The sequence below is a fragment of the Roseixanthobacter liquoris genome (assembly GCF_043195135.2).
GTDB lineage: Bacteria > Pseudomonadota > Alphaproteobacteria > Rhizobiales > Xanthobacteraceae > NCEH01.
The window spans coordinates 2,076,105-2,089,184 of sequence record NZ_CM195537.1 but is presented as its reverse complement, the minus strand read 5'-3'; the positions used below and the strand labels follow the sequence as shown (position 1 = coordinate 2,089,184).

Genomic DNA, 13,080 nt, shown 5'->3' with positions numbered 1-13,080 from the left:
GTCAGGACGTGAGCCGCTCAGGGTGTGAGCGGCTTGTCCTCGATGGAATCCACCCGGTCGGGATAGAACGCGAGATGACCGGCGATCTCGGCCACCGCCGGGAACGGCGCCTCGTAGGTCCACACCGCGTTTTCGCCCCGCGCTCCGCCGGGAATGCTGAAATAGGCGCAATCGCCCTTATAGGGGCAATAGGTGGCGTGATCGGTGCGCGCGAGCGCCGCCATGTCCACGTCCTTGCGGGGAATATAGGCCACGCCGGGATAGGACGCCTCACGCAGCATCAGCGCCTCGCGCGTATCGGCGATCACCCGCCCGCCGGCGGTAACGACAATCCGCCCCGGATGGCGCGACACGGTGATGGGGTGGTCGGGACAGGGCTGCTTCACGGAACGTTCTGCCATGGGATGGGCTCCCTCGTTTCGCGTGCACCGTAGAGCCTGATGCGATCGGGCTCTAAACACGAGTTGGAGACCGCGCGCTCCGATCCGTCGTCTCATGCAAGCCGATCGGCGCGGGCGCCGGGGCCGATCGTCCTGCCTGGCTGACGCCCGTGCGGGAGACATCGGCCAAAAAAAGATCATCGCCCGGGGCGGATTCATTCATGGCGCAGAATTCGCCCGAACCTGCGCCCGGCGGCGCCCACACCCAGGGCCAGCAGGCCGTGAGCGACGATGAGCAGACGCCGGAAGAGCGGATGAATGCCCGGTTCCCGCAGAAGGTGCGCGTCGGCGATCTGATCGGCATCCCGGTCCAGGACTTCGACGACCGCATCCTCGGCTATGTGACCGAAGTCGCCAGGAAGCCGGACGGCGCGATCGTGCTCGTCATGCCGGAAGGCGCATGGTTCGGCCGCGGCGGACGGCCGGTGCCGATCCCCATCGAGACGGTCGCGATCCTCGCGCGGCACATCAACCTGCTGGATATCCCGCGCGAGGACGTGCCGAAACTCGCCACATGGGACCCCGGCCAGGGCAAGCCCATCGACAAGAACGAGATCATTCGGATCGCAATCAGCCGCCGCTGACCCTGGCGCTCGAGGATTGAACGGACCCACAGCGATGAAGATGCATCCCCTTCTCATCCGCATCGTCCATTGGACCAATGCGATCGCGATGATCATCATGATCGGCAGCGGCTGGAAGATCTATAACGACGAAGTCCTGTTCGGATTTCTCCATTTCCCGGACTGGATGGTGCTTGGCATCTGGGCGCAGCACGCCTTGCAATGGCACTTCTTCGGCATGTGGATCCTGATGATCAACGGCCTCGTCTATCTGGCCTATGGCCTGTTCTCCGGCCGCTTCCGGCGCATGCTGTTGCCCATCCGCCCGCGCGAGGTGATCACGGAAGCAATCGCCGCCCTGACCTTCCGCCTCAAGCATACCGACCTCACCCACTACAATGCGGTGCAGAAGGTGCTCTATGTGGGCGTGATCCTGGTCATCATCGTGCAGGTCATCTCGGGCCTGGCGATCTGGAAGCCGGTTCAATTCTCTGTCCTGGTCGCGCTGTTCTCCGATTTCCAGGGCGCCCGTCTCGCGCATTTCATCGGGATGACGGCGATCTGCCTGTTCATGGTGGTGCATGTGATGCTCGCGCTGCTCGTGCCGCGCACCATCCTGGCCATGCTCACCGGCGGCCCGCAGGTGGCCGCAGGTGCGGCCGCAGGTCCCGCCCCCACCTCCCCGACGCCCTGAGCCGAAGGCCCGACGATGATCCGCCCCCGCACCGCCTCCCGTTTTCGTCCGAAAATCCAGCCGGACCAATCGCTTCTGGTGGAGAACCGCAAGCTGGTCGCGGAGATCGACCGGCGCAAGCTGCTGCGCGGGGCGATGAGCCTCGGCGCGCTCAGCTTCCTCACCGGATGCGATATCTCCGATCGCCAGTCGGTGCAGGGCGCGCTGCGGACGGTCTCGTCCTTCAACGATCGCGTTCAGTCCCTGCTGTTCAATCCCAACAAGCTCGCGCCGACCTATTCCGTGGAGCAGGTGGTCAAGCCGCCCCGCTTCAATGCCTATTACGAGATCGAGGACGTCAAGCCCATCGACCTTGCCACATGGAAGCTGGAACTGGCCGGCCTGATTGCCGACAAGCGGCCCTGGACGCTGGATCAAGTGTACGCCCTGCCCGAGCAGGAAATCATCATTAAGCATATCTGCGTGGAGGGCTGGGACTATATCGGCCAATGGTCCGGCCCGAACCTGCGGGACTTCCTGACGCGCATCGGCGCGGACCTGAGCGCCAAATATGTCGCCTTCCACGGCAATGACGATTACATGGAATGCATCGACATGGCCTCGGCCCTGCATCCGCAGACCATCCTCGCCACCAAATATGCCGGCGAGCCCATCACCGACCCGTATGGCGCGCCGTTGCGCCTGCGCACCGCTGTCAAGCTCGGCTTCAAGAATCCCAAATGGATCCGGGCCATCGAAGTGACCAACACCTATCCCGGCGGATTCTGGGAAGATCAGGGCTTCAACTGGTTCGCCGGCCTCTGACCGAACCTCCTCGCCGTCGCCCAGCCGCGGCAGGATCACCGCACGGAACCTCATGGCCACGCCATCCGCCGCGATCCTCTGCGCCCTGCTCGCCCTCCTGCTGTGGGTGCCGCTCGGCTGGCTCATCGCCCGTCGCCTGTCGCTGGGGCGCGACCTGGCCCTGGCCGCGGCGCCAATCCTGGGCTGGGCGGTGCAGGGCCTCGTCGGCCTGCACACCGCGATGCTCGCCGGCTTCGCGCCGGTCGTCATCCTCGCCGCGACCCTGCTGACCGGCGCGGCCGCGCTTCTGCTGCCGGCGCCGAAGGACGGCGAACCCGTCCCGCGCGCCCTGCCGCTCTGGATTTTCGCGGCGGCGGCGGTGGTGGCGATAGGGCCGGCGCTGGCCATCCTGCCCAAGCTCGTGCCGGAAGGCGTCGCGCTGGCGAGCTCCATCTACGACCATGCGAAGATCGCCCTGGTGGACGAGATCGTGCGCACCGGCGTGCCGCCGGCGAACCCCTTTCTCGGCACCGCGCACGGGCCGGGCAGCACGGCTTATTATTATTTCTGGCTGTTCAGCGCGGCCGAGCTTGCGCGCCTTTCGGGCGCAACCGGCTGGGAGGCGGATATCGCCGCCACCTGGTTCACCGGCTTTGCCTCCCTCGCTCTGGTGTGCGGCCTCGCCTTTCGGCTGTCCGGTGGCCGATGGGCCAGCGCGCTGTTCGTGCTCGTCACGGCGCTCGGTGGATCGCTGCGCCCGGTGCTCGCGGCGCTGTTCGGCGCAGATGCGGTCGATGCGGCGCTGGAGCCCGCCACGGGCCTTGCCGGCTGGCTGTTCCAGACCAGCTGGAGCCCGCACCATGTCGCCGCGGGCGCAACCGTGGTGCTTTCGGTGCTGGTGATGGAGCGACTGGCGCACGCGCCTTCGTTCCAGCCTCGCGCCTCGCGCCTTGTCCCTAAGCTGGCCCCGAAATTCGCGCTGGTGCTCGTGCTGGCGCTGCTGATCGCCGCCGGCTTCGAGAGCTCTTTGTGGGTCGGCGGCGTCACCTTCGTGCTCTGCGCCGGCGCGGCGGGGCTCGTGCTCCTGCTCAGCGCCCCAGCCGGCGCCCGCCTTCCTTTTGTGATTGCGGTCGTGATTGCCGGCGCGCTCGCACTCGCGCTCGTCTTTCCCCTGCTGAGCCTGCAACTCGCTGCCGCGTCCGGACGCGGCGGGGGCTTGCCGGTGCTGATCTCCCCGTTCGCCGTCCTCGGCCCGGCGGTGCCCGATGACTGGCGCCGTCTGCTCGACCTTCCGGCTTATTGGCTGGTCCTGCTGGCGATCGAGTTCCCCGCCGTCTGGATCATCGGCGCGCTTGCCGCGTTCCGCCTGAAGGACCCGCTGGTGCCCGCCCTCTCGGCGGCGGCGTTCGCCAGCCTGTGTGGCGGCTGGCTGCTGGTGAGCACGGTGGGCGAGAACAATGATCTGGGATGGCGCGCCGTCCTGCCCGGCCTGCTGATCCTCACCGCATGCGCCGGCGCCTGGTTCGCGCGATGCCTCGCCGGGCGCCGCATCGCCGGGATCGTCGGCGCGCTGGTGCTGGCGTGCCTCGCCATGCCGGACGGCTTCGTCCTGCTGCGCGCCAACGTCGTCGGCGATCTATCGCCCGACGCGGCCCGCTTCCGCGATGCGCCCGCCCTGTGGGCGGCCGTGCGCCGCCATTCAACGCCGCAGGAGCGGATCGCGAGCAATCCCGCCATGACGCGCACGCTCGCGCCCTGGCCCGTCAATCTGTCCTGGGCGCTGCTGGCGGATCGTCGCTCCTGCTTCGCGGGCAATGAACTGACCCTGGCCTTCGCCGCCTTGCCGGCGGACGCGCGCGGCCGGGCATCGGACCTGTTCCAACGGGTTTTTGCCGGAACCGGCAGTCCGGACGATCTTGCGGCCCTGGTGCGCGATTTCGATTGCAAGCTCGTGCTGCTCACGCCGGAAGACGGCGCCTGGAGCCGCGATCCGTTCGCGCGCTCGGCGCTGTTCACGCCCGTGGAGGAGGCCGCGGGCCGATGGCGGATCTATCGCGCCACGGGGCCGGACATCACCAGCGCAGGAACCGCGCGCCCATGAGATAGCCCGCGCCCACCACCAGGGCGATGGCCAGGGAATACCAGACCGCGACGAACAGCGGGCTGTCGTCCGGGCAATGGGAGGCATAGAGCGTCGCGGCGATGCCGCTGGCGGCCAGGCCCGCGAGGGCGCCGGCAAGGCCCGGCCGGGACGGCGCGCCCTCGCGCAGCGCGACGATCAGGCACGCCAGGGGCGCCAGCGCCAGGATCGGAATGACGGTGAGGCAGAAAGCGGCGTTCCGCCCGACCAGGCGCGTGCCCCAGAGCGCTTCCGGCGTCACGACCATTTCCACCATGACGGCCAGGGCCAGCGCGATGGGCAGCGCGATGAGCAGGAACGCCCATGGCCCGATCCCCGCCCCCGGGCGGCCGATCCGCGTAACGGCACCGGCCGCGCCCAGCAACAAGGCGAACGCGTACAGGAATTTGAACAGGAAGCGCGCGCTGCCGCCCGCGGCCAGAAGGTCCGGCCGCACACCGACGGCGAGGGCGAAAAGCAGCGTGGAGACCAGCGCTCCCAGGCTGAACGCCAGCGCCAGACGGCTCGACAGCTTCCAGGTTACGGCGGCGTCCTGCGCCAGCACTCCGATCAGATCGTCCGTCTTCACACATTGCCTCGATATGCCGCCGCGAGGGTTCGCAAGGCCCGATGCAAGGCCACGCGCACTGCGCCTTCGCTCATGTTCAAGCGACCCGCGGTTTCCCGCACGCTGGTTCCGTCAACCGATATGGAACGAACGATATCACGTTGCGGGTCCTTCAAGGTACTCAGGATCCGGTCAATATCGTGCGCCTGCGTGCCGTCGGTCGGCTCGGCCGCTTGCAGCACGTCGGACAGATCCTCGATGGGAATATTGATATGCCGGCCCCGGCGCCGCAACGTATCCACCATCTTGTTGCGGACGATGGCCGAAAGCCAGGGACCGAGCGGGCGGCTCTGGTCCCAGGTGCCGCGCTTGAGGTGGATCGCCAGCAGGACTTCCTGGACCACGTCCTCGGCATCGCTGCGCGGCGAGCCGTAGCTGTCGCAGCGCCGGCGCGCCATGGCGCGCAGATGCGGGGTCAGGGCGTGCAGGAAATCGCGATAGGCGGCGGCATCGCCGGCGATCGCGGCGCGCATCAGATCCGCCCATTCCTGTTCGCGCGATGCGAGCGTCATGCAAGCGCATCCCGCGCGCCATCGGCGGTCTCGTCCAGCAGGGCCAGGGCCGGGCGCACCAGCCCTTCCAGCAGCGCGCGCTCCGGCCGGTTGCGCGCGAGCACCCGCAGGCCGAGCAGGACCCCGAGCAGAAGGCGCCCGATATCCTCGGCGGACTGGCGGCGGGCGATCGTCCCCGCCTCCTGTCCGGCCAGGGCGCAGTGCCGGAAAAACCCCTCCACCTGCACGAGGACCTCCGTCACCACCCGCTGGAATTCGGGATCATAGGGCGAAACCTCCAGCGCCGAATTGACCAGCATACAGCCGCGGCGGCCCTGATCCTCCACCGAGCGGTCGACGATCTCCTTGAAGAAAGCGCCGATGGCCTCGCGCGGCGGCAGGGCCGCGAACCGGCCGACGCGGTCCGAGAAGCTGAGCTCCACATAGCGGTCGAGCGCCCGGCGATAGAGCGAGCGCTTGTCGCCGAAGGCGTTATAGAGGCTCGCATTGGTGATCCCCATGCGCGTCGCGAGATCGCGCACCGACGTCGCCTCGTAGCCGCGCTCCCAGAAGCACTCGACGGCGGCGCGCAGTGCGACCTCCTCGTCGAATTCCCTCGGCCTGGCCATGGCTGATACCGATCTCGCGCTGCACCCGCCTCGGTTTTAGAGCGCCAGATCTAAAATGCAACACGCCCCCGCGCCTGCGCGGCCCAACCGGTCCAAGCGGAGCGAGGGACCGCGCGGGATTTCTGCCTCGCCGAGCCGAGAATATTCGGGCTGCTTGCGTCCTGCTTGCCAAGACGCGCGATGCAGGGGGCCGGAGCGCTCCAAGTGTCGCGGGCCACCGACGTCACGCCCGCAGCCGCGGCGTAGGTCACCCAGCGGCGCGGCGCTCGGGACACTGCGCGATTAGGTCCAGCCCGAGATTATTCCCGGCGCGCGATCCGGGCGCTATATCCGCGCCAGCTGTTCGGCTTCGAACCAGTTCAGCAATCCGGTGTCCGGCGCGCAGTTGAAATATTCGAAAAGCTGCCCGCCGTCAGGCAGGACATAGACTTCGTGCCAGGTCCGCAGCTGGTTGGTTGCCCCGTAATGGGCATAGCGCTGGATCGCGGCGCCGAAGATGGCGGCATGGGTGGCATGCCCCTCCGCCCAGCGCTCCATGTGGTGCAGGGACAGGAAATAGGCCAAAGCGTGCTCCTCCGGCACCGGCGCCCCGTCCGATGTCACAGTCCCCTGCCAGCGCAGGGCAAGGCACCCGGTGGGCAGCGGATTTTCAGCCAGGAAGTTCATTCCGGCCTCCAACGGAACCCGCAGCTTGGCTTCATAATCGGCCAGTTGCTCGCCATCCATCCGGCCCCAGGTGTTGGCGGAGCGGATGACGGCGAGATTGGCCGGCACGCGCACCCGCCAGCGCTCGCCGAAGCCCGCGCGGTCCGCATGGGCAGCCGGCGCGCCGGCCAGCGGGGATTCCAGCGGATCGGCGGCGGCCAGGGGGATGCGGTCGCGCATGGCGCCGTAATAGCCGCAATAGGGCGTCGGGAAGAGCTCCACGTCGGGACTGCGCATGAGGCCGGCGGGATAATCCTTCCAATAGATGCTTTCCTGCCGGTCGCGCGGCACGGCGAGCATCTCCCGCCAGCTGCCGAAAGGCCCGCTGAGCCGCTCCGGCGCGTCCCACCACGCCTGCGCCGACGCATCGGCCCACCAGGCGCCGAAGCGGGCCTCGCTCACCCAATAGGCGCAGATAACCTGCTCCACATGGCCGCTCGCCAGGCGCGACCGGGCGTAGTCGACGCAGCTGGGACCGGACGGGTGCCCCAGAAGATGTGCCCGCACCCAATCGTGCAGCGGGTGATGCGCCAACGCTTCGGGCATTGCCGCCTGCGCCCCGAAAAAGGCGACGCGCAAGCCGGTCTCCCCGGCGGGAAGCAGGAACGACCAGCGCTGCACCGCCGGCGAGAAGCCGGGAGGCTTGCGCAGCGGCGCGATCCGCTCCTGCGGCCCGACGGCCTCGGCGGGCGCAGCATCCAGAAACCTCGGGGCCTCCTGCCCCGTGGCTGCCTGCGGTCGAATGGCGATACCGCCCATGGCTCGGTCCCTCGTTTCCTGACGCGCGTCGCCAGCATGCACCAGGCGCACCGCCGGCACAGGTGGCAAAGATCGCAAAAGCGCCTGCGCAAAAGCAGACCGTTGGCGGGGAGCGTTCAATGCACCCCGAAATAGGCGCGATGCAGCTCGGCGTCCCCGCGCAGGGTCGCGGTGTCTCCCGACGCGACGACGCGGCCCTGGGAGAGCACGTAGCCGTGATCCGCCACATCCAGCGTCTGGCGCACATTCTGCTCCACCAGGAGGATGGTCAGGCCGCTCTCCTTCAGCCGCCGCACGATGTTGAACACCTCGGCGACGAACAGCGGCGACAGGCCGAGCGAGGGCTCGTCGAACACTACCAGCTCGGGCTCGGTCATCAGCCCGCGCGCAATGGAGAGCATGGAGCGCTCGCCGCCCGACAAGGTGCCCGCCAGTTGCGCGCGGCGCTCCTTCAGGCGCGGGAAGATGGCGAACATCTCCTCCATGCGGGCCGCCACCTTGCGCGCATCGCGTTGCAGCAGGCCGCCGACCTGAAGATTTTCAACGACGCTCATGCGCGGAAGGACGCGGTTGCCCTCGGGCACGACGCCGATGCCCAGCGCCACGATCTTGTGGGGCGGCAGATCGTTGAGCACCGTGTCGCCGAACCGCACCTCGCCCGAGCGCACCCGGTTCAGGCCCAGGATGGTGCGGATGAGGGTGCTCTTCCCGGCCCCGTTCGCCCCGAGGATGCAGGTCACCTGCCCCGGCGCGACGGCGATGGAGACCTGCTTGAGCACGTCCGCGCGGTCGTAGCCAGAGGTGACCGCGGCGACGTCCAGGCTGCGGGTGGCGGAAACAGTCCGGCTGGTCAATGTCCGCTCCCCAGATAGGCGGTCTGCACTTCGCCGTCCTCGATCATGGCGTCGAAGCCTCCGTCGAAGATCTTGCGGCCGAAGTTCAACACGACGCAGCGGTCGGATACGCGGCGGATGACATCCATTTCGTGCTCAACCAGGATCACGGCGAGATCGGGCGCCTCGCCGCGGAAGGCGAGCAGGTCGTCCATGAGGCGGCGCGTCTCGTCGGGCGTCATGCCGGCGGACGGTTCGTCGAGGAGCAGCAGGCGGGGACTGGCGATCAGCGCCCGGCAGATCTCCACGCGCCGCCGGTCGATCATGGTGAGGTCGCCCGCCGGGCGGAACAGCGCGTCGCCGAGCGCCGGGTTGAAGCCGCGCGACAGATGAAGCGCGCGCTCGATGGTGGCCTCGATGTCGCTCCGCAGCCGGCGGCGGCGCAACAGCGTTCCCACGAGGCCAAGCGGCTTGTTGCGCAGGACCCCGAGCGCGATGTTGTCGAACACCGTCTGGTCCAGCATGAGGCGGCAGCGCTGGAAGGTGCGCGCGACCCCGGCCCGGCCGATGGACTGGGGCGACTTCGCATAGATGTCCTCGCCGGCGAGCACCGCCGTGCCGCCGGAAGGATTGTAGAGACCGGTGATCACGTTGAAGAAGGTGGTCTTGCCCGAACCGTTCGGTCCGACGAGGCCGAGGGTCTCGCCGCGTCCCACATGGAGGTCCAGCCCGTCGAGCGCCAGGAGGCCGCCGAACCGCTTCGACAGTCCCGTGCAGTCAAGAAGCGCGCTCATGAGGCGCCTCCCGCACGGGCGCCGAGATCACGCAGCGGCCGCGGCAGCATGCCGGATGGCCGGAAGCGCAGGATGGCAATGACCACCACCGCGAAGATCAGGAGCCGGTATTCCTGGATCGACTGCAATTTCTCCGGCAGCACGATCATGACCGCGCCGGCCAGGATGGCGCCCCAGAAATTGCCGAGGCCGCCGAGCACGATGATGGACAGCATGATCAGCGACTCGCCGAAGCCCGCGCCGTTGGGCGTCACGAAGCCGTTCATCATGCCGTAGAGCGCGCCGGCGGCGCCGATCATGCCGTTGCCGATCAGGAAGGCGGTGGCCTTCCACCGAGCGGGGGACAGGCCGAAGGCGGAAGCGGCGATCTCGTCGGTGCGCACCGCGTCCATGGCGATGCCGATCCAGGAGCGCTCCAGCATCCGCCCCGCCAGGAAGGTCAGCGCGAACAGCAGCACGCCGGCAAGGGCATAGGGCAGATAGAAGGAGACATCGACCCCGGCGATGGTCGAGACGTCGCCGAAATCGAAGCCGAAGGGTGCGAAGCCGGGGATTTTCATGCCCTGCGGCCCGCCGAACGTATCATTCACTTCCAGCAGCGTGCGCAGCAGCACGCCGAAGGCGATGGTGACCAGGGCCACGTAATGCCCGCGGGTGCGCAGCACCGGCAGCAGCATCAGCACGCCGATCAGCGCCGTCGCCACGCCGCCCGCCGCCAGCACCAGCAGGTGCGGCAGGGCGGTATGCCCGGCGAGCACGGCCGCCGTATAGGCGCCGATGGAGAAGAACGCGGCGGCGGCGAAATTGGCGATGCCGCCGAACGCCATCTGGATATTGAGCCCGACGCACGCGGCGGCATAGAGCGCGACGGTGGCGACCATCAGGAGGGCGTAATGGTCCTCCCGGAAGATCCAGAGCAGCGCCAGCGTGGCAAGCAGAGCCGAGGTGTTGGCGATGCTCGCCTCGCTGCGGCAGGCCCGCGTCAGCGCCCGGCCCGCCCGCGAGCGATCGAGCGCGACCACCGCGACGAGGAAGCCGACGACGATGAGCCCCGTTTCCCATTGCTGCTTGGCATGGAGCAGCCAGCCGAGCGCGGCGAAGGCGGCGAGCGGCAGTCCGGCGGCGGCGGCGCGCGCAAGAAGGCGCCCGGCGGGCGGGATGCCCATGCGCGAGGTTTCGATGTTGGTTGAGCTCATGGTCAGACCCGCTCGCTCGAGCGCTCGGCGATGAGGCCGGTGGGGAACAGGCCGATCAGCGCGATGACAACCGCGAACGCCACCACATCCTTGTAGGCGCTGGCCGTCGGCACGGCGATGGTGACGAGCGTCTGCACGAAGGCGAACAGGAAGCCGCCGAGGATCGGGCCCAGCAGGCTCCCCAGCCCGCCCACCACGGCGGCGGCGAAGCCGATGACGCCGAGCACCAGGCCCATGTTGAAATTGATCTCGCGATAATAGAGCCCGAGCATCAGCCCGGCCACGGAGGCCAGCGCCGAGCCCAGCGCGAAGGTGCCGAGCACGGTGCGGCGGAAGTCGATGCCGGCGAGCCGGGCCACGTCCGCGTCCTGCGCCACCGCGCGGATGGCAAGGCCGAGGCGGGTGCGGGTGATGAGGAGGTGCGTCGCCAGGATGATGGCGATGCCGGCCAGGAGAATGGCCACGCTGTCGAAGCCCACGCTGAACGCGCCGGCGGAGATTTGCCATTGCGGCAACAGGACGGGAAACGGCTTGGGATTGCCCCCGTTCGGCACGCCGAGGCGGATCGCCTCGCGCAGGATGGTGCCGGCCATCAGCGTGGCCAGCAGCACGTTCACCGGCGGGGCGTTGCGGAGCGGGAGCACGAAAGCGCCCCCGATCACCACCCCGGCCAGGCTGCCCGCCGCGATGGCGGCGAGCAGGCCGAACACCAGGGCCAGCCCCGGCATGTCGACCAGCAGTCCGACCACCGAGGCTCCCCCCAGGGCCGCGAAGGCCCCGACGCTCACCACGTCGCCGTGCGAGAACTTGATCACGTCCAGCACGCCGAAGAACAGCGAGAAACCCACCGCGACCATCGCGTAGACCATGCCCAGCATCAGCCCGTTGAACAGGTGCTGGGCGAGAATGCCTATATCCATGCGCGCGCTCCGGACGGGGACGAGGGGACCCGGCGCGGCATCACTTGCCGGCCAGCTTGCGCTTGCCGGAGGCATAGTCGCTGTCCGGCCAATAGACCCACTTTCCGTCCTGAACCACGTAGACGTTCGCATCCACGAGGTTCTGGCGATGGTCGTCGAAATTGATCTCGCCCACGAGGGCCATGTAGCCCTTGGTGCCATTGAGCACCTCGGTGACCTTGGCGCGGTCGGGGCCCACCTTCTCCACAGCGTCCATGATCAAGGTGGTGGCGGAATAGGCGAACGGGCCATAGGCGTCGGGGTCCTCGCGGAAGCCCGCCTTGGCATAGGCGTCGGCGAACGCCTTGCCGCTGGCATAGCGCGAGAGCGGCGCGCCATTGTGGAACGAGATGGTGCCTTCGGCCGCCTGCGCGGCGCCCTCGATGAAGCCGGCGGTCATGATGCCCGACACGCCCGCCATGCGGGATTCGATGCCGAGCCGGTCCATTTGCGAGCGCACGCGCACGCCGAGCGGGGTCAGGCCGCCGACGAACACATAGTCCGGCTTCAGTTCCTTGATGCGCGTCAGCTCGGCCGTGAAGTCCTGCTGGTCCGGGCTCACCGGGAAGGTCGCCAGGATCTCGCCGCCGGTGGGCTTCAGGAATTCGGAGAAATACTTGTTCTGGCCCTTGCCGTAGTCGGTGGTGTCGTGGATGACGACGAAGGTCTTTGCGCCCTGCTCGGTCAGGAACTTCGCGGCGAGCCGGCCCTCGTTGATCATCGTGCCGTTGACGCGATGGATCTGCTTGTAGTCATTGCCATAGGTGATCTCGGGCAGGATCGCGCCCCACACCACGACCGGGAACTTGAACTTCGCATAGGTATCCACGGTGGCGATGCCGACCGCCGAGCAATAATGCGTCACGCCGGCCGTGATGGTGCGGTCGGACGCGGCCTTGGTCGCGACCTGGATGCCGATATTCGGCTTGCATTCGTCGTCGAGCACCACGAGTTCATAGGTATATTTCGCGTTCGGATCTTCATTGCGCTGCTGCACGGCCAGCTGCGCCGAATTGCGGCCGCCCATGCCGGCGGCGGCATTGCCGCCGGTCAGCGGGCCGATGAAGGCGATCTTCACCGTATCCTTGGCCGCGGCGACGGGCGGCACGGCGAAGATGGCGAGACCCGCGAAGAGCAGGCCCACGAGCTTGGAAGTCATGTTGGTTCCCCTTCATTCTGGTTGAGGCGACCATATCCAGGGGGATTGCACCTGGGCACTGCGGAAAGCTGCAAAGGCGTCTGCACATGCTCCGGCCAACGATTGTGCAGGCCGTGCCCATTCATTGGACACTTGCGCCGGTTTCCGGGCCGGGCGTGTGCCGCCCGGACCGCCGGAACCTTGGGCCCCGCGGCCTTTCCGACGCAAATGGCCCCCGCGCAGCGATGATCATCGAGGCGGCACGGCGCCGTGCAGCCCGCCAGACGGTGCGTGGCTGCACGCCGCGTTGCACGGATGCATGCTCAACGCTCCCCGGCACGGATGCTAT

14 protein-coding genes are annotated in these 13,080 nt (G+C 68.1%); 4 read left to right on the top strand and 10 right to left on the bottom strand.

The genetic code is table 11. The annotated features are described in order from the left end of the window. Positions 1–17: 17 nt before the first annotated feature. On the bottom strand, positions 18–401 hold the full coding sequence (locus V5F84_RS09180) for a DUF427 domain-containing protein (RefSeq protein ID WP_394046421.1): 384 nt from the start codon (positions 399–401) through the stop codon (positions 18–20). 200 nt (positions 402–601) lie between these two features. Here V5F84_RS09180 and V5F84_RS09175 point away from each other — a divergent pair, with 200 nt between their 5' ends. The 4 genes from V5F84_RS09175 to V5F84_RS09160 are packed head-to-tail and all read left to right on the top strand — an operon-like array spanning position 602 to position 4,581. After that, entirely contained in the window at positions 602–1,024 is a 423-nt protein-coding gene (locus V5F84_RS09175) for a PRC-barrel domain-containing protein (protein WP_394046419.1), read from the top strand. 34 nt (positions 1,025–1,058) lie between these two features. Beyond that, positions 1,059–1,697, top strand: coding sequence for a cytochrome b/b6 domain-containing protein (locus tag V5F84_RS09170; protein ID WP_394046417.1), 639 nt, complete (start codon positions 1,059–1,061; stop codon positions 1,695–1,697). A 15-nt stretch (positions 1,698–1,712) separates the two neighbouring features. Next, entirely contained in the window at positions 1,713–2,501 is a 789-nt protein-coding gene (locus V5F84_RS09165; RefSeq protein WP_394046415.1) for a molybdopterin-dependent oxidoreductase, read from the top strand. Positions 2,502–2,553: 52 nt separating this feature from the next. Then, positions 2,554–4,581 carry a hypothetical protein gene (locus V5F84_RS09160; protein ID WP_394046413.1) on the top strand — a complete coding sequence of 676 codons (2,028 nt, stop codon included), beginning with the start codon at positions 2,554–2,556 and terminating at the stop codon, positions 4,579–4,581. Here V5F84_RS09160 and V5F84_RS09155 read toward each other — a convergent pair. The 9 genes from V5F84_RS09155 to V5F84_RS09115 all read right to left on the bottom strand — a co-directional run bounded on the left by V5F84_RS09155 (position 4,553) and on the right by V5F84_RS09115 (position 12,752). Next, the gene (locus V5F84_RS09155) at positions 4,553–5,188 is read right to left on the bottom strand and encodes an NrsF family protein (RefSeq protein ID WP_394046411.1); all 636 of its coding nucleotides are present in this window, start codon (positions 5,186–5,188) and stop codon (positions 4,553–4,555) included. The genes V5F84_RS09160 and V5F84_RS09155 overlap by 29 nt on opposite strands. After that, positions 5,185–5,739 carry a sigma-70 family RNA polymerase sigma factor gene (locus tag V5F84_RS09150; protein ID WP_394046409.1) on the bottom strand — a complete coding sequence of 185 codons (555 nt, stop codon included), beginning with the start codon at positions 5,737–5,739 and terminating at the stop codon, positions 5,185–5,187. The genes V5F84_RS09155 and V5F84_RS09150 overlap by 4 nt, the downstream gene beginning before the upstream one ends. Beyond that, positions 5,736–6,347, bottom strand: coding sequence for a TetR/AcrR family transcriptional regulator (locus tag V5F84_RS09145; protein ID WP_394046407.1), 612 nt, complete (start codon positions 6,345–6,347; stop codon positions 5,736–5,738). Before V5F84_RS09145 ends, V5F84_RS09150 begins: the two co-directional genes overlap by 4 nt. A 324-nt stretch (positions 6,348–6,671) precedes the next feature. Further along, on the bottom strand, positions 6,672–7,811 hold the full coding sequence (locus V5F84_RS09140; protein ID WP_394046405.1) for a phenylacetaldoxime dehydratase family protein: 1,140 nt from the start codon (positions 7,809–7,811) through the stop codon (positions 6,672–6,674). 116 nt (positions 7,812–7,927) lie between these two features. Next, positions 7,928–8,665, bottom strand: coding sequence for an ABC transporter ATP-binding protein (locus V5F84_RS09135; RefSeq protein WP_394046403.1), 738 nt, complete (start codon positions 8,663–8,665; stop codon positions 7,928–7,930). Beyond that, positions 8,662–9,438 carry an ABC transporter ATP-binding protein gene (locus V5F84_RS09130; protein WP_394046401.1) on the bottom strand — a complete coding sequence of 259 codons (777 nt, stop codon included), beginning with the start codon at positions 9,436–9,438 and terminating at the stop codon, positions 8,662–8,664. The genes V5F84_RS09135 and V5F84_RS09130 overlap by 4 nt, the downstream gene beginning before the upstream one ends. After that, a complete protein-coding gene (locus V5F84_RS09125) occupies positions 9,435–10,634 on the bottom strand; it encodes a branched-chain amino acid ABC transporter permease (protein ID WP_394046399.1) in 1,200 nt (399 codons plus the stop codon). Before V5F84_RS09125 ends, V5F84_RS09130 begins: the two co-directional genes overlap by 4 nt. 2 nt (positions 10,635–10,636) lie before the next feature. Continuing rightward, entirely contained in the window at positions 10,637–11,554 is a 918-nt protein-coding gene (locus V5F84_RS09120; protein WP_394046397.1) for a branched-chain amino acid ABC transporter permease, read from the bottom strand. Between the two features lie 40 nt (positions 11,555–11,594). Further along, positions 11,595–12,752, bottom strand: coding sequence for a branched-chain amino acid ABC transporter substrate-binding protein (locus V5F84_RS09115; RefSeq protein WP_394046395.1), 1,158 nt, complete (start codon positions 12,750–12,752; stop codon positions 11,595–11,597). Positions 12,753–13,080 lie beyond the last annotated feature (328 nt).

Bases quoted from the DNA above. Each gene is read 5' to 3' on its own strand.
- V5F84_RS09180 (WP_394046421.1), bottom strand. From the start codon at position 401: ATGGCAGAACGTTCCGTGAAGCAGCCCTGTCCCGACCACCCCATCACC.
- V5F84_RS09175 (WP_394046419.1), top strand. From the start codon at position 602: ATGGCGCAGAATTCGCCCGAACCTGCGCCCGGCGGCGCCCACACCCAG.
- V5F84_RS09170 (WP_394046417.1), top strand. From the start codon at position 1,059: ATGAAGATGCATCCCCTTCTCATCCGCATCGTCCATTGGACCAATGCG.
- V5F84_RS09165 (WP_394046415.1), top strand. From the start codon at position 1,713: ATGATCCGCCCCCGCACCGCCTCCCGTTTTCGTCCGAAAATCCAGCCG.
- V5F84_RS09160 (WP_394046413.1), top strand. From the start codon at position 2,554: ATGGCCACGCCATCCGCCGCGATCCTCTGCGCCCTGCTCGCCCTCCTG.
- V5F84_RS09150 (WP_394046409.1), bottom strand. From the start codon at position 5,739: ATGACGCTCGCATCGCGCGAACAGGAATGGGCGGATCTGATGCGCGCC.
- V5F84_RS09145 (WP_394046407.1), bottom strand. From the start codon at position 6,347: ATGGCCAGGCCGAGGGAATTCGACGAGGAGGTCGCACTGCGCGCCGCC.
- V5F84_RS09140 (WP_394046405.1), bottom strand. From the start codon at position 7,811: ATGGGCGGTATCGCCATTCGACCGCAGGCAGCCACGGGGCAGGAGGCC.
- V5F84_RS09130 (WP_394046401.1), bottom strand. From the start codon at position 9,438: ATGAGCGCGCTTCTTGACTGCACGGGACTGTCGAAGCGGTTCGGCGGC.
- V5F84_RS09125 (WP_394046399.1), bottom strand. From the start codon at position 10,634: ATGAGCTCAACCAACATCGAAACCTCGCGCATGGGCATCCCGCCCGCC.
- V5F84_RS09120 (WP_394046397.1), bottom strand. From the start codon at position 11,554: ATGGATATAGGCATTCTCGCCCAGCACCTGTTCAACGGGCTGATGCTG.
- V5F84_RS09115 (WP_394046395.1), bottom strand. From the start codon at position 12,752: ATGACTTCCAAGCTCGTGGGCCTGCTCTTCGCGGGTCTCGCCATCTTC.